12 protein-coding genes are annotated in these 14,813 nt (G+C 55.8%); 3 read left to right on the top strand and 9 right to left on the bottom strand.

The window, feature by feature from the left end; translation table 11 throughout:
- Positions 1–137 precede the first annotated feature (137 nt).
- Genes AC1RGE_RS28995 through AC1RGE_RS28985 form a run of 3 tightly spaced genes read left to right on the top strand, consistent with a single transcriptional unit; the run spans position 138 to position 4,614 of the window.
- Positions 138–1,934 (top strand): type I secretion system permease/ATPase, encoded by a 1,797-nt coding sequence (locus AC1RGE_RS28995; protein ID WP_492585467.1) that lies wholly within the window; start codon positions 138–140, stop codon positions 1,932–1,934.
- A complete protein-coding gene (locus tag AC1RGE_RS28990; protein WP_210483177.1) occupies positions 1,931–3,280 on the top strand; it encodes an HlyD family type I secretion periplasmic adaptor subunit in 1,350 nt (449 codons plus the stop codon). Before AC1RGE_RS28995 ends, AC1RGE_RS28990 begins: the two co-directional genes overlap by 4 nt.
- Positions 3,277–4,614: a TolC family outer membrane protein gene (locus AC1RGE_RS28985; RefSeq protein WP_492585465.1), complete on the top strand. Its 1,338-nt coding sequence runs from the start codon at positions 3,277–3,279 to the stop codon at positions 4,612–4,614. Before AC1RGE_RS28990 ends, AC1RGE_RS28985 begins: the two co-directional genes overlap by 4 nt.
- 197 nt (positions 4,615–4,811) lie before the next feature.
- Here the strand turns inward: AC1RGE_RS28985 and AC1RGE_RS28980 are convergent, their stop codons facing one another.
- The 9 genes from AC1RGE_RS28980 to AC1RGE_RS28940 form a co-directional block, all read right to left on the bottom strand.
- Complete coding sequence (locus tag AC1RGE_RS28980; RefSeq protein WP_492585464.1) at positions 4,812–6,791, bottom strand: hypothetical protein; 1,980 nt, start codon at positions 6,789–6,791, stop codon at positions 4,812–4,814.
- 1 nt (position 6,792) lies between these two features.
- Positions 6,793–7,617 (bottom strand): glycosyltransferase family 2 protein, encoded by an 825-nt coding sequence (locus AC1RGE_RS28975; protein ID WP_072444977.1) that lies wholly within the window; start codon positions 7,615–7,617, stop codon positions 6,793–6,795.
- Between the two features lie 5 nt (positions 7,618–7,622).
- Positions 7,623–7,979: a DMT family transporter gene (locus AC1RGE_RS28970; protein WP_072444979.1), complete on the bottom strand. Its 357-nt coding sequence runs from the start codon at positions 7,977–7,979 to the stop codon at positions 7,623–7,625.
- Positions 7,976–8,809 carry a sugar phosphate isomerase/epimerase family protein gene (locus AC1RGE_RS28965; protein ID WP_072444981.1) on the bottom strand — a complete coding sequence of 278 codons (834 nt, stop codon included), beginning with the start codon at positions 8,807–8,809 and terminating at the stop codon, positions 7,976–7,978. Before AC1RGE_RS28965 ends, AC1RGE_RS28970 begins: the two co-directional genes overlap by 4 nt.
- Positions 8,806–9,600 carry an NAD-dependent epimerase/dehydratase family protein gene (locus AC1RGE_RS28960; RefSeq protein ID WP_072444983.1) on the bottom strand — a complete coding sequence of 265 codons (795 nt, stop codon included), beginning with the start codon at positions 9,598–9,600 and terminating at the stop codon, positions 8,806–8,808. Before AC1RGE_RS28960 ends, AC1RGE_RS28965 begins: the two co-directional genes overlap by 4 nt.
- A 2-nt stretch (positions 9,601–9,602) precedes the next feature.
- Positions 9,603–10,742 (bottom strand): FAD-dependent oxidoreductase, encoded by a 1,140-nt coding sequence (locus tag AC1RGE_RS28955; protein WP_072444985.1) that lies wholly within the window; start codon positions 10,740–10,742, stop codon positions 9,603–9,605.
- On the bottom strand, positions 10,739–11,764 hold the full coding sequence (locus AC1RGE_RS28950) for a glycosyltransferase (RefSeq protein ID WP_072444987.1): 1,026 nt from the start codon (positions 11,762–11,764) through the stop codon (positions 10,739–10,741). Before AC1RGE_RS28950 ends, AC1RGE_RS28955 begins: the two co-directional genes overlap by 4 nt.
- A 498-nt stretch (positions 11,765–12,262) precedes the next feature.
- Complete coding sequence (gene trmA, locus AC1RGE_RS28945) at positions 12,263–13,342, bottom strand: tRNA (uridine(54)-C5)-methyltransferase TrmA (protein ID WP_492585462.1); 1,080 nt, start codon at positions 13,340–13,342, stop codon at positions 12,263–12,265.
- On the bottom strand, positions 13,339–14,631 hold the full coding sequence (locus AC1RGE_RS28940; protein WP_015637118.1) for an NCS2 family permease: 1,293 nt from the start codon (positions 14,629–14,631) through the stop codon (positions 13,339–13,341). Before AC1RGE_RS28940 ends, trmA begins: the two co-directional genes overlap by 4 nt.
- Positions 14,632–14,813 lie beyond the last annotated feature (182 nt).

Raw genomic sequence — 14,813 nt, 5'->3', positions numbered from 1 at the left:
TCGAAGGCCAGGGCGGCGGCGGTGGCAAATTCTGGGGAGCGCCGTGGTGCCTGTCAACGCACCGGGCGCGCCTCTTGTCGTTCCGCTCTGCCCGAGCGGAAGGCCCTGTAACCCTAAACTCTCCACAGGACACCTTGATGAGCAGGCCGAATCCACTTGCCGCTTCCGAGACGCTGGCGGCCTTGACGGCCTACAAGGGCGGCTTTTTCAACATCGGCCTGTTCTCGGCGGTGATCAACCTGCTGATGCTGGCCCCGGCCCTTTACATGCTGCAGGTCTACGACCGGGTGCTGGCCTCGGGCAATCAGATGACTCTGCTGATGCTGACGCTGATGATCCTCGGCCTGTTCGGCCTGATGGGGGCGTTGGAGTGGGTGCGTAGCCAGGTGGTGATCCACCTCGGTACCCAGATGGACATGCGCCTGAACCAGCGGGTGTATGACGCCGCTTTCGAAGCCCAGCTCAAGGGCAGCCCCCAGGCCGCCGGCCAGGCTTTGAACGACCTGACCGCGCTGCGCCAGTTCGCCACCGGCAATGCCTTGTTCGCGTTCTTCGATGCGCCCTGGTTTCCGGTCTACCTGCTGGTGATCTTTCTCTTTCACCCCTGGCTCGGCCTGCTGGCCCTGGCCGGTGCGGTGCTGCTGGTGGTGCTGGCCTGGATCAACCAGCATATCTGCCAGGCACCCCTGGCCCAGGCCAGCCAGTTGTCGATCATCACCAGCCAGCAGGCCACCGCCAACCTGCGCAATGCCGATGCGATCGAAGCCATGGGCATGCTCGGCGCCCTGCGCGAGCGCTGGTTCATCGGCCACCAGGGCTTTCTGGCCCAGCAGAACCTGGCCAGCGAAAAGACCGCCACCATCAGCGCCTGGTCCAAGGGCGTGCGCATGGCCCTGCAGTCCCTGGTGCTGGGCCTGGGCGCCTGGCTGGCGGTGCAGGGCCAGATCACCCCGGGGATGATGATCGCCGGCTCGATCCTAATGGGCCGCGTGCTCAGCCCCATCGACCAGTTGATCGCGGTCTGGAAGCAATGGAGCTCGGCGCGCCTGGCCTACGAGCGCCTGTCGCAGCTGTTGCAGGCCAACCCGCCACGGCCGGCGCGCATGAGCCTGCCGACGCCCAAGGGCAAGTTGAGTGTCGAGCAGCTGAGTGCCTGTGCCCCTGGCAGCCGGCGCCCGGCCCTGAGCAACCTCGGTTTCACCCTGGAGGCCGGCCAGGTCCTGGGGGTGATCGGCCCTTCCGGTTGCGGCAAGTCCACCCTGGCCCGGCTGTTGGTCGGTGCCTGGATGCCCCTGACGGGAAAGGTACGCCTGGATGGCGCAGACCTGGCTCAGTGGGACAGGCAGCAACTGGGGCCGCATATCGGTTACCTGCCCCAGGACATCCAGCTGTTCGCCGGCAGCATCGCCGAGAACATCGCGCGTTTTGCCCAGCTGGACTCGGATCAGGTCCTGCAGGCCGCACAAATGGCCGGGGTGCACGAACTGATCCTGCAATTGCCCCAGGGCTATGACACGCGCCTGGGCGAGGGCGGTGCCGGGTTGTCCGGCGGCCAGCGCCAGCGCATTGGCCTGGCCCGGGCCCTGTATGGCCTGCCGGCGCTGATCGTGCTCGACGAGCCCAATTCCAACCTCGATGAGGCCGGTGAGCAGGCGCTGCTGCAAGCCATCAGCCAGCTCAAGCAGCGGCAGCGAACCCTGGTGCTGATCACCCACAAGCCCAACGTGCTGACCCTGACCGACCAGTTGATGATCCTGCGCGACGGCCAGTTGCAGGCCTATGGTCCTACGGCGCGGGTGCTGGAGGCGAACCAGAAGGCCAAGGCCGCGCCGCCGCCGGCTGTACCGATGAGCAATCCGGCGAGCAGCCCGGTGACCAGCTTGAACATGAACTACCGCCTGGGCGTGGCCGGCGGCGAAGGGAAAAAGGCATGAAGGCGAGTTTATCCACAGGTCCTGCTGCGCCGGTCGCGGGGCCGGCCGCTAGCAATGTGTTGTCCCTGGACGACAGGAAGTACTCACGGCTCGGCTGGCTCCTGGTGCTGGGAGGTTTTGCCGGGTTTATCGGCTGGGCCGCCCTGGCTCCGCTGGACAAGGGCGTGGCGGTGTCGGGCAAGGTCATGGTCTCGGGCCATCGCAAGACCGTGCAGCACCAGAGCGGCGGCATCGTCGAGCGGATCGAAGTCAAGGAAGGCGACCGGGTCAGCGCCGGGCAGGTGCTGCTTCGCCTCAACGAGACGCCGCTGCGCACCCAGATGCAGTCCCTGCGCAGCCAGTACCTGGGCTCGCTGGCCAGCGAAGCGCGGCTGAATGCCGAGCGCGACGGCGCCAGCGATATCGTCTTCGACCCGCAACTTCAGGCCCTGGCCAGCGAGCCGGACGTGGTCGCCAGCCTGGCCCTGCAACGGCAGCTGTTCAGCAGCCGGCGCCAGGCCCTGAGCATGGAGCAGCAGGGGATTGCCGAAACCATCGCCGGCTCCGAGGCGCAGTTGCGTGGCACCCGGGATTCCCAGGCCAGCAAGCTGGCGCAGCGCCGCGCCTTGAATGAACAGTTGCAGGGGCTGCGGGAACTGGCCCGGGACGGCTATATCCCGCGCAACCGGCTGCTGGACAGCGAGCGCCTATACGCGCAGATCGATGGCTCGATCGCCGAGGACTTCGGCCGCATCGGCCAGTTGCAGCGGCAGATCCTCGAACTGCGCCTGCGCATCCGCCAGACCACCGAGGATTTCCAGAAAGACCTGCGCAGCCAGTTGGCCGATACCCGGGTGCGTACCGAGGACCTGCGCAATCGCCTGGCCTCCGCCCAGTTCGAACTGGCCAACAGCCAGGTGCGCGCCCCGGCCGCCGGGGTGGTGGTGGGGCTGGAGGTGTACACCGAGGGCGGGGTGATCAAGCCGGGCCAGCCGCTGATGGACATCGTGCCCCAGGACGAACCCCTGCTGGTGGAGGCCCGGGTGCCGGTGCAACTGGTGGACAAGGTGCACCCGGGGCTGCCCGTGGAGCTGATGTTCTCGGCCTTCAACCAGAGCACCACGCCCAGGGTGCCGGGGGAGGTGACCCTGGTGTCCGCCGACCGGCAGGTGGACGAGCGCACCGAGGAGCCTTACTACACCTTGCGGGCCACGGTCAGCGCCCAGGGCATGCAGCAGTTGCAGGGCTTGCAGATCCGCCCGGGCATGCCGGTGGAAGCCTTTGTCCGTACCGGCGAACGTTCGATGCTCAACTACCTGTTCAAGCCCCTGCTTGACCGTACTCACATGGCGTTGGTGGAAGAATGATTCGAGCCTGGTGCTACCTGCCCCTGCTGTGCCTGTTGAGCAGCCCGTCGGTCCGGGCCTTGGGGTTGCTGGACGCCTATGACCTGGCCTTGCGCAATGACCCGACCTTCCAGGCGGCGATCAAGGAGCGCGATGCCGGGGAAGAGAACCGGGCCATTGGCCGTGCCGGGCTGCTGCCGAACCTGTCCTGGAGCTATAACAATTCGCGCAACCAGTCCGAAGTGACCCAGGAGACCGTTCGCGGTGATGTCACCAATGACCGGGACTACCGCAGCTACGCCTCGACCCTGACCCTACAGCAACCGCTGCTGGACTACGAAGCCTATGCGCGCTACCGCCAGGGTTCGGCCCAGGCGCTGTTCGCCGATGAACGCTTTCGCGGCAAGAGCCAGGAACTGGCGGTGCGCTTGCTCGGTGCCTACAGCCAGGCGCTGCTGGCCCAGGAGCGCATCGAGCTGAGCCGGGCGCAGAAGCGAGCCTACGTCGAACGCTTGCAGCTCAACGAACGCCTGCTCAAGGGCGGCGAGGGCACCCGCACCGATGTGCTGGAGACCCAGGCCCGGCTGAGCCTGGCCCTGGCGCAGGAGATCGAGGCCCAGGACCAGCAGGATGCCGCTCTGCGCGAGCTGCAAGCCATAGTCGGCGAACCGTTGCAGATCGACGAACTGGATCCGCTGACCCGGCAGTTCCAGATCCAGCCGCTGCTGCCCAACCGCTTCGACAGCTGGCGTGACCTGGCCATGGCCAACAACCCGGACCTGGCGTCCCAGCAGCAGGCGCTGCGAGTGGCGGAGTACGAAGTGGAGCGCAAGCGCGCCGGGCACCTGCCCAAGGTGAGTTTATATGCCAGCAGCCGTCAGACCAGTTCCGATTCGGAAAGCTCCTACAACCAGAAGTACGACACCAATACCGTGGGCATCCAGGTCAGCCTGCCGCTGTTTGCCGGTGGCTCGGTATCGGCCTCGACCCGCCAGGCGGCCAGCCAGCTGTCCCAGGCCCAGTTCGAACTGGATGCCAAGACCGCCACCACCCTCAACGAACTGCGCAAGCAGTTCAACCTCAACACCAGCGCCGCGGCCAAGGTCCGGGCCTATGAAATGGCCGTCAGCTCCGCCGAGGCCCTGGTGACCGCGACCCAGAAGAGCGTGCACGGCGGCGAGCGGGTCAACCTGGATGTACTGGACGCCGAGCAACAACTGTTCACCGCCCGCCGCGACCTGGCGGATGCCCGTCATGCCTACCTCTTGGCGCGGATCCAGCTCAAGTACTACGCCGGCCTGCTCAACGAACAGGACCTGCAGCAACTGGCCGGTTACTTCCGCCCCACGGGCTGACACTGCGCTGTTGGCGGGGCAATGCCGCCCTTGGGATTTGTAGGCTTCAAATAGAGACAGCCGTCGAAAGGACGGCTGTCTCTTAATGGCAATTCAATTGGGTATTGAGTGAGCTGCAATGAACATAACCTTCGAATAGGACGTTCTATAAAGTTTCCGAAATTCTTTTTCGCTGGAAATTTTCTGCAGATCAATACTCATTGACAAGCGGGATTTATTATTCTGATCGGCTTTGGATAACCAATAGCCTCAGCATTCAGAACTGTGCCATTCGTGCGAACGTTGACAAAGCCGTTGGCAATAATCTGCTCTGTAAGCAGTCGGTAATCGCCATTTGAAAACTTCAATAGGCTACCTGGAACCAGTAGCTGTCTGTTTTCCTGCGTATCTTTTACAAAGAAACCAGGCCAGTTTCTGGCAAAACCCTTTAGCCACGTACTGTCTGTCAGGTTGTAGGAGGTGATCAGGTTTAGATCATTTTTCCCTATGTAAAAATTTCCAGGTGGTGCCAGAAAAATGGATGCAGGTGGTTGTGTATCATTGGTCACGATATAACCTTGGATATCTGCACCGTGAGTTTCGCTCTGCGAGCGGGTCTGAACAGCGAAACCGATGACTTTATTTTCAACGTCAATAATTGTGATTATTTTGCTTCTTAAGAACTGGCTGCGTGCCGGTGCCGGAAGCGTTCCAGAAAAATTGTAAATTTCACCATTACAAGACAGTGATGCTTTCGAAAAATTGGTTATCTCTATCTCTTTAGGCTTTTTCTTACCCATGTATATCTGATGCAGAGCAGGGATTTTTGACCAAGGGCCCAGCTTCTCTTCTTTGAGGTAGCTCACTGTTTGAGGGAGAGAGTTTACCCAGTACCAATCATCTTTGGCCAAAGGCCAAATAGCATCGGCCGGAGATACCAATGGTGATACTCCAATCGAAATAGCTGCGATAGCTTTGTTCAGCTCTATATCGAATGAGTAGCTGTTTTTGAAAATTAATGTAGGGTAGAGGCCAATTATGCCGATGAATGCTACCCCGGATAGTCTTAAAATATTACCTGGATTTTTTCTGTTCAATGAGTACACGAGTACGCACACCATCATTGCATAGGAGAGCAATGAGTAGGCAATGTAACGAGAGCTGGATAGAGTTGCTTTATATGAATCAGGACCCACACGTACGGTCATTAGAATTGCTGCAGCAGCTCCTGAAAGCAAGATAAATGCGCTCAAAATACCGGCAAATAGCTTCTCGTCGTCAGTGGTGCGAGGCTCAGCTTTTTTCAAGCGCCTAACGATCAAATCGAGCAGGCAGTAGCAGGCGATGCAGGCGGTGAATAGAAAGACAATTGCACCGATAATCAAAACGGTGTTTTCGCCGAGAATACCCAGGAAAGGAAGAAGTATAGAGGCAAAGTAACCAAATAATGCTTTTGAAATGCTTACGAAGCCATCCAAGGAGATCAGCGAGCCAAGGTTGTCAAGTTCACCACCTAGCTTATAAAAGTAGGAGTGGGTCGCTGTCGCAGCAACAGGTGCGAAGCCTGTGAGGAATCGCCAGGGACCCTTGTACATCATGCAATGTATAGCGATGAACAAAAGGGAAAAAATTGGCCCGGATCCGTGAAAGGTTACCGCAAAGCAAGAAAGAATAGTTACGATTGATAGGTTGGCGGCGGAGTTTTCCCGCAGAGCCCTTATCAGGGCCCAGAGCAGCACTATATAACTCAATCTGGAAATCGACAATACGGCTTGAAATGGGATGGTCATGACCTGTTGGTCAGCAAGGGTCGTTGTCAGCAGAGCGATGACGGCTCCACCTAGAAAAATACCGTAACCCGGAGCATTGATCTTTTTTGTCCAAACCTGAAAGCGATGAGTACAAAACAGTGCGAATGCAGCAATTGCACTGAAAGATGCTATAGCAAGAATTATTTGGTTGGCATTGCCGGCATGATAGTCGATCCAGGCCAGTAGCATGACTACAGAGTGTGGGTGTGCACCAAAGAAATTAAGCAAATAATCAATAAACGACAGTTCATTGAAGTTGAGCAGCATCACGCGATTCCATACCGCCCAGCCATCAACTATAGGGGAAATTGATATGTATCTAGAGGCGATAAAAATATTAATGCTGATAATTAAAAAAACGATGAGGTAGTACTTTTTCTCCTTCATGTTAATTATTTCTCTTAGGGTTGTACTGCTTGAAGCAGGTAGCAAATAGTGTTTTCAATACGTCGAGGTTTCCTTTGAATGCTGTGATTTTTGTTGGAATCTCGTCGACGGGATATTTTCTGGCAGCAGGAAGCTCTACACATTTAAATCCTAATTTTGGCGCACGGTAGGATAGATAGGCGAGCAACTCATATTTTGAGAAAATATCTCTGAATATTGAAATCTCTGGATCAATGAGCATTTTTCGGCTGTAGGCTCTAAATCCTTGGGTTGTATCAGTCCATTTGAAGCCGGAGGCTAGACTCAGACAGGGCGCATGAATGAAACGAATGGCAAAGTCTCGGGACTTTGGCGTGTTTTCAGCGATACCTCCAGCAATGAATCGTGAGGCCTGAACAAAGTCCACTCCCTCTCTCAGAGCTGAAATAAATCTTGGTATTGCTTCAGGATCATCTTTATCATTGCCATCTATGGTAACGATGCCCTCATATCCCTGCTCAAGTGCGAACGCGTAGGCACAGCGAAGCTGGGCGCTGAGTTTTCCTGGGCCTGTTTTCTCGATCAATCCCCGGACACCCACTTCTTTCAAAGCGTCGAGGTTCAGGGAGCCATCCTTGCTGCCGCCATCTACAATAAGGATATCTGCTATTCCGGAAATCTTCTGGATCTCCATTTTTTTCAGAAGATTTTTAATGCGTTGTCCTTCATTGATCACGGGAATAACAACGCACCAAGGTTGTTGCCGGCCAAGCCAAAGGAGAGTTTTCATTGCAGGCACTTGCCATGTTTCATGTCCTGCAATAGAGGTGGTGGATGCTTTATTCATAAGTTTCAAGCTACTCGATAAGTGATGAGCACGACCCCGGTAATCACCAGCAAGATGCCTGCGGCAGTGGTCCAGTGAAAAGGTTCTCGGAAGATAACAACCGAAAATAAGGCGACAGTAGCCACTGCACCGGCAGTCAGCACTGGATGAGCGACGTTCAAAGGTAAGCGCCCCAGAGCGGCGGCATATAAAAGAAAAGCCCCTCCATAAAGACCAAGTCCCAACCAGAATGGCCAATTGGTCAGCGCAGACATAGGGTCGGAAATTGAGGGGAATTTACGGGGAGGCATCATGGCTAATTTTACTAAGACGCTTGCCGAAGCATTAGCTGCGATACCCAACAGCAAAATCAGCCATTTCATTGCGTAGCACCTTGGCGCTGATGATAGTATTGAATAGCGCAAGTAAGTGCGCGCTCGACAGAGTTGAGGTGCGGCTCTTCTTTAGTTGCAACCATCTCAATGGAGATCAGATGGTCTGGTAAAAATCTAGAAATGGCGCTAGCTATTGATTGATGATCTGTTTCGTGATCACCAAGAGGCAGTAGATCTGGCTCACTGGCATGGATATGCCCAATCAGACTCGCATCATTACCTAGTACTGCTGTGGCACTTTCGCCGTTAATTGTAATGGCACCAGTATCTAACTGCATCTTTATCGCTGGATGGTTAACTCTTTTCACAACGCGTGCTGTTTCTGCACTTGTAGTCATGAAGTTGGCACCATAGCAAGACGGGTTTGGTTCCAGGCAGATAATTACACCATGTTTCTGGGCTATATCACCTAGACTCGTGAAAAATGGCACGGCAATATTCATGACCTGTTCGTCGTCCAGTCCGGAACGGTCACGGTTTTTTGGAGAGCCAAATACTAGTCGTGTGGCGCCAAGTCCAGAGGCAATACGGCAGACGGCGTCAAGGTGGTTAAGTAACGCTTTTTGTGAGTCTGGCGTGCCAAATACATTCAAGCCTGTTGTTCCAAAAAGCAGAGCCTGCATGCCGGTGATTTCTATGCCCCGGTCGAACCACCACTGCTTGACCTTTGCAATCTCTTCGTCTTTGGCTGCAGTAGGATCGGGAAAATATTTGCCAGGGGCTATATCAATAGCGTCAATACTGTATCGATTCAACAGTTCTGCGATAGCAATGTCTTCAGATACATCCCAAGCGATATTTGAAATGCTGAGCCTCATGATTTGGCCCCCGACGCCAGCTTTAACGTCACCGCTTCTGACTGGGCGTAGGCTCGAATCGCCTGGATCGTTTCACGCGCGTTATATTGATGCCGGCCTTGCACGCCAAATACACTCGCATGACAAGTCTGCATGTCGTAGCGTCCGGGAGTGCTGGCCAGTTCTTGAGTAAAAGTCTTTCCAAACCCTTCAAGTGCGACATTCGCAACACTGATCGGGGCGGAGGTAAGATGAATCAAACGGAGATTTGCATGTAATGCTGTCTGGATGTCGTACCAGAGATTTACCATAGGATAAAATTGAAATACCCCACGACTTTCTATTGCGTGCAAATTATTGTCATTCAGGAAGTCAAAGACAACGTTCTTGCGTAGACCTGGCCCTACCAGCCCGGGTAGTCGAACAATCAGATGATTGGGGAAATGACCTTCCACAAACTTTTCGATTAGTCGGCGGTGCAGGCCATAAGCATGCAGTCCGCTCTCATCGATTGGTGTGGACTCATCTACTTCAACCGGGTTTTTAAAAACGTCGACAGTACTGATCAGAATGAAGGTTTTGCACTTGATTGTGCGAAGGTGTCCTATCAACGCCTCGATTTTCTTGCGATCTTCTTTAGGCTCGCGATTGGCAATCCACTTTTGAGCTGGCGCTCCTGCACAGACTATCGTATCGAATTTCTGACCTTCGATATCTTGAATGTTGGTCGAGCGGTAGAGTCGATCAAATTTTGCTTGCTTGAGAAGCGTGCTTCCTACGTATCCAGAAAATCCAACTAGTGCGTTTGTCATTATCACTCCTTCGAGCTCTTGAACTGTTCCGTGTCGAGCTTTTCAAGTACGTCGTAAATATTATCGATTTTCCCCCCAAGCACTGAATAGCAGCCCGGTAGCTCAGCGTGCTTCTCAAATAGAATGGGGCGGCCATCATCTCCTTCGTTTTTCGAGAGTACGGTCTTTACTTCAAATAATGAGTCAACATATTTGGAGTCAAGAATAGAAGGAAGATACCGCCCGACATCTCTCAACATACGGTCTACTCGAGTTTCCTGATCGTAGTCGTTCAATTTTTGATACGGATCAATTCCAGGCTCATCTTTCCAGCTGAAGTGAGGGGTGTATCGGACATGGGAAAGGGTGTGCAGATTCCGGGCGGGGAAGGGCATCATTGAAAAAAATGGCCCATCCATCACCGTTACGGCAATATTTTCCAGCACGCTCGGTACTTTTATAAGGGCCATTTCAGTAAGTTCATGCTTTAACCCATTTTTGGTGCTTGGGAAATCTCCATGAAGCTGGTTCAAACCACTGTAAGTACAGTTGAAAATGTAGTTGCATTCAAGTATGTCAATACTTTCATCATGATGCTTCGTCGTGACGCTCATGTGCTTTTCAGAAGTTCTATGTATGGCAACGGCATGTGATTGAAAGCGAACTTCAACGCCAAGTTGGTGCAACTCTTGTGTAGCCCAGTGAGAGAGCTTCGTGGTGTCGAAGGCATATTCCTTGGTAACGAAAACCTCTTCAATAAGGCGAGGTTCGAACAAAGATTTCAACTCGAGGTCCGCTGGCGTTATTTCTGCCCCTATCTCGTTGCAGAAGCGTTCGAACTGCTTGCCTGTAACCTTGGAGTTGCGACGCGCGATGGCGTACAGCTTGACGAAGTTCTGCTCAATGGCTTGCGGCCAGTCACGCGCAAACCGAGGTAAGTTGACCCGACTACGGAATGCTGTGGTAAAACTACGAGGGTAGTGGTAGCCATTGTGCACACGCGCCTGGTTATTGTATGAGGCACGAGTCAATAGGTTAGGTTCTTTCTCAAGTAAGACTATTCTGCGCAGTCCGCGTTGCTTTGCAAGATAGATGGCTATTGCCGAACCGTAGAATCCGCCACCAATTACTACGGCGTCTACCTTGTTTTCTCTCGTCGTCATGCACTAACTCGCTCGGATGTACCAGAGTTATCAAGTGGCGGAAGATTTACCTCTTCGATATTTAGCTTTTCTCTACGGGTCATCCGAGTGCTGGTGAACTCTTGGGCGACATGATATATGGGACCCTCATTGCTAAGGCTTGCCATGTGTAGGATGTACTCGCCCAAAACTAATAGAACTAGCGAGATAAGAAAAAACATACCAGAGTGTTGCAGAGACATGCTGACCCAGCCTGGTGCCACGTCGGTCTTGAAAAGTCCAACGGCAACGACATACAGGGAATAAATTAAGTTAGCGGCTGCACCAAAAAGTGATAGAGATGTCACTAGTCTCATCGGTGCATGCGTAGTGGAAACCAACAAACGCATTCCCCGGTCAATGCTTTCACCAAGCCTTTTCATATTCTCTACAAGCGGTTTTGAACTGTATTCCATATTTATGCGCGAGAACCCACTTGTTGCAGGCAAATGCCGATAGGCAAGAGCGGGCTGTGGATGCTGAAGTATAAAATTGATCACTCGTTTACTAAGCAATCTATACTGTGGGGCGTCGTTGGCAAGATGTATGCCATTGAAGTGTTTGTACAGGTGGTTAAAGGCGGTGTAGGCTGCTCGATATGTATAAGCCTGGCGGGTCTTTTGTTTATTGTTCGCAAATACAACATCAACTCCGCAGAGCGCCTTATCAAGCATCTCAGGGAGAAAGGCGATGTCCTCTGTGAGAGGGTCGATGACTGCAACAAAATCACCTAGGGCATTCTCAAGGCCGACCCAGGACGCTGTGTCAGTATTAACTTCCTTGGTCAGTGCATACACTTGAAGGTTAGGGAGACCGGATTGACTTGTTAGGTCTTTTAGTGTGCTGATGCTGTCGTCGTCGGATGCATTGTCGACGATAATTAACTCGTAATCACTTACGAGTGATGCTAGTTGTAATTCTGCGTTTCGAAGAATACTTTCAAGTTGGGCGCTTTGATTGCGAACGATGTATACGACCGACAAAAAAGTAGGAAATAATGCCATTTTGGTGTCCCTCCCAAACCCGCGTCATGGCGAGAGTTAGCTTCATAGATAGGAAACCTAGATATTAAGCTGCTTGAGGAGGGGAGTCATCACCTGTGAGGTGATTTTATAGGTTCTAGGAGGTATTCCCGTCAATTTGGCTTAGGTGTATTGGAAGTTTTCCGGTTTATCCGCTCCGAGAGCTCTGCTGTTGTCGTTCTCTAGAGAATATGGCCGCAGGCGAGAATTTGCGGGCCTCTCACATTGCCTTATCTGAAAGCGAAGAAGAATAGAATGAGCACTCAGGCGCCATGGCTGGTGATCCCGCCGGCTTGAATTGGTTATCGAAGTGGTAGCGCGAGGCTGCTGTAAGTTGATCCTAATAACCTGTGTGATTCATTGTGATTTGGATCAGCGAAGCTCTGCCTTATCAAAATCAAGGCTGGCTGCGGGGTCAATTGTGCTGCCTTTAATGAAAACAGCCGTCACGAGGACGGCTGTTGGCTATTGCACGGCAAATCAGCGGCGGGTCAGCAGGACCCCGGATTCCATGTGGTGGGTCCAGGGGAACTGGTCGAACAGCGCGCAGCGGGTGATGCGGTGGGTGTCGTGCAACTGGGCGATGTTGGCCGCCAGGGTTTCCGGGTTGCAGGAGATGTACAGGATGTTGTCGAAGCGCCGGGTCAGTTCGCAGGTGTCCGGGTCCATGCCGGCCCGGGGCGGGTCGACGAACACGCTGCCGAATTCGTAGCTCTTGAGGTCCACGCCCTGCAGGCGGCGGAACGGTCGCACTTCGTTCAGGGCTTCGGTCAGCTCTTCGGCCGACAAGCGCACCAGAGTGACGTTATCCACAGCGTTTTCGCTGAGGTTGCTCAAGGCCGCATTCACCGAGGTCTTGCTGATCTCGGTGGCCAGCACCTTGCGCACCCGGGTGGCCAGGGGCAGGGTGAAGTTGCCGTTGCCGCAGTACAGTTCCAGCAGGTCGTCCTGGCGCTCGCCCAGGGCTTCATAGGCCCAGTTGAGCATCTTCTGGTTCACCGTGCCGTTGGGCTGGGTGAAGGCGCCTTCGGGCTGGCGGTAGCTGAAGGTACGCCCGCCGACTTCGAGCTTTTCCACTACGTAGTCCTGGCCGATGACTTCGCGCTTGCCCTTGGAACGGCCGATCACGCTGACCTTGAGGTCGGCGGCCAATTGGCTCGCGGCCTTGTGCCAGTGCTCGTCCAGCGGGCGGTGGTAGCACAGGGTGATCATCGCGTCGCCGGCCAGGGTGGTGAGGAACTCCACCTGGAACAGCTTTTGGCTCAGGGGCGCGCTGGCTTGCCAGGCGGCCTTGAGCCGGGGCATCAACTGGTTGATGCGCTGGCTGGCGATGGGGAATTCCTCGATGAGGATCGGCGTGCGCTTGTCGTCCTGGGAGAACATCGCGTAGTGCCGTTCCCCGGCCTCGCGCCACAGGCGGAATTCGGCCCGCAGGCGGAAGTGCTGCAGGGGCGAGTCGAAGACCTGAGGCTCGGGGGCATCGAAGGGGGCCAGCAGGTCGCGCAAGCGCGCGACCTTGTCATTCAACTGGGTGGTGTAGCTTGCGGCGTCAAAAGTCATGCGGGGTAACCGAGCTTGATCACGAACAGGATCGACAGGATCACCAGGGGCGCGTTCAGCTCACGGGCACGGCCCGACAGCAGTTTGATCACGGTCCAGGCGATGAAGCCGAAGGCGATGCCGTTGGCGATGGAGTAGGTGAACGGCATGGCCAGGGCGGTGACGACCACGGGAGCGGCGACGGTGATGTCTTCCCAGTCGATTTCTGCCAGGCCCGAGGTCATCAGCACGGCGACGAACAGCAGGGCCGGTGCGGTGGCGAAGGCGGGCACGCTGGCTGCCAGTGGCGAGAAGAACAGCGCCAGCAGGAACATGATCGCCACCACGATGGCGGTCAGGCCGGTGCGGCCGCCGGCGCTCACGCCCGCCGCGGATTCGATATAACTGGTGGTGGTCGAGGTGCCCAGCAAGGAACCGGCCATGGCAGCGGTGCTGTCGGCGATCAGCGCCCGGCCCATTTTCGGCATGTGGCCGTCCTTGCCCATCAGGCCGGCGCGCTTGGCGACGCCGATCAGGGTGCCGGAGTTGTCGAACAGATCGACGAACAGGAAGGCGAAGATCACGCTGATCAGGCCGATATCCAGGGCGCCCTTGATGTCCAGTTGCAGGAAGGTCGGGGCCAGGGACGGTGGCATCGAGGTCACGCCGCCGAACGGGGTGACGCCCATGAGAATGGAGACGACGGTCACCGCGAGGATGCCGATCAGCACCGCGCCGCGCACTTTCAGAGCTTCCAGGGCCACGATCAGGGCAAAACCCAGGGCTGCGAGGATGGGGGCCGGTTTGCTCAGGTCGCCGAGGCCGACCAGGGTCGACTCGTTGCCCACGACGATCTGGGCGTTATGCAGGGCGATCAGCGCCAGGAACAGGCCGATACCGGCGGCAATGGCCGAGCGCAGGGGCAGGGGGATGCTGTTGATGATCCATTCGCGGATGCGGAAGATCGACAGCAGGAAGAACAGCACCGCCGAGATGAATACCGCACCCAGGGCCACCTGCCAGGTGTGGCCCATGTGCAGGACCACGGTGTAGGTGAAGAAGGCGTTCAGGCCCATGCCCGGTGCCAGGGCGATCGGGTAGTTGGCGATCAGGCCCATGACGGTGGAGCCGATGGCCGCCGCCAGGCAGGTGGCAACGAAGATCGCGCCCTTGTCCATGCCCGTCTCGCCGAGAATGCTCGGGTTGACGAAAAGGATGTAGGCCATGGCCAGGAAGGTGGTCACGCCCGCAAGAATCTCGGTGCGCACGTTGGTGTTGTGTGCCTTGAGTTGAAACAGCCTTTCCAGCATGTCTGCTCCCCGTGGCGCCGCCGGGCGCCGTGAATGTATCGACTCCAACAGCAAAGCACAGACTTTATAAGGTGCCTGCGGATTTGCTCTGGGTCGGAAAAAGCCGCGCATCATACCAGCAGCGTGGGCCAATGGCTGCGATCGTCGGCGATGTTTTGCCGCGCTGGCAAGTAGCGCATACT

The sequence above is a fragment of the Pseudomonas sp. GW823-FHT02C05 genome (genome assembly GCF_058797595.1).
This window is presented reverse-complemented; position numbering and strand designations above follow the sequence as displayed.

Excerpts from the sequence above, each read along its gene's own strand:
- AC1RGE_RS28995 (WP_492585467.1), top strand. The coding sequence starts at position 138 with ATGAGCAGGCCGAATCCACTTGCCGCTTCCGAGACGCTGGCGGCCTTG.
- AC1RGE_RS28990 (WP_210483177.1), top strand. The coding sequence starts at position 1,931 with ATGAAGGCGAGTTTATCCACAGGTCCTGCTGCGCCGGTCGCGGGGCCG.
- AC1RGE_RS28985 (WP_492585465.1), top strand. The coding sequence starts at position 3,277 with ATGATTCGAGCCTGGTGCTACCTGCCCCTGCTGTGCCTGTTGAGCAGC.
- AC1RGE_RS28980 (WP_492585464.1), bottom strand. The coding sequence starts at position 6,791 with ATGAAGGAGAAAAAGTACTACCTCATCGTTTTTTTAATTATCAGCATT.
- AC1RGE_RS28975 (WP_072444977.1), bottom strand. The coding sequence starts at position 7,617 with ATGAATAAAGCATCCACCACCTCTATTGCAGGACATGAAACATGGCAA.
- AC1RGE_RS28970 (WP_072444979.1), bottom strand. The coding sequence starts at position 7,979 with ATGAAATGGCTGATTTTGCTGTTGGGTATCGCAGCTAATGCTTCGGCA.
- AC1RGE_RS28965 (WP_072444981.1), bottom strand. The coding sequence starts at position 8,809 with ATGAGGCTCAGCATTTCAAATATCGCTTGGGATGTATCTGAAGACATT.
- AC1RGE_RS28960 (WP_072444983.1), bottom strand. The coding sequence starts at position 9,600 with ATGACAAACGCACTAGTTGGATTTTCTGGATACGTAGGAAGCACGCTT.
- AC1RGE_RS28955 (WP_072444985.1), bottom strand. The coding sequence starts at position 10,742 with ATGACGACGAGAGAAAACAAGGTAGACGCCGTAGTAATTGGTGGCGGA.
- AC1RGE_RS28950 (WP_072444987.1), bottom strand. The coding sequence starts at position 11,764 with ATGGCATTATTTCCTACTTTTTTGTCGGTCGTATACATCGTTCGCAAT.
- trmA (WP_492585462.1), bottom strand. The coding sequence starts at position 13,342 with ATGACTTTTGACGCCGCAAGCTACACCACCCAGTTGAATGACAAGGTC.
- AC1RGE_RS28940 (WP_015637118.1), bottom strand. The coding sequence starts at position 14,631 with ATGCTGGAAAGGCTGTTTCAACTCAAGGCACACAACACCAACGTGCGC.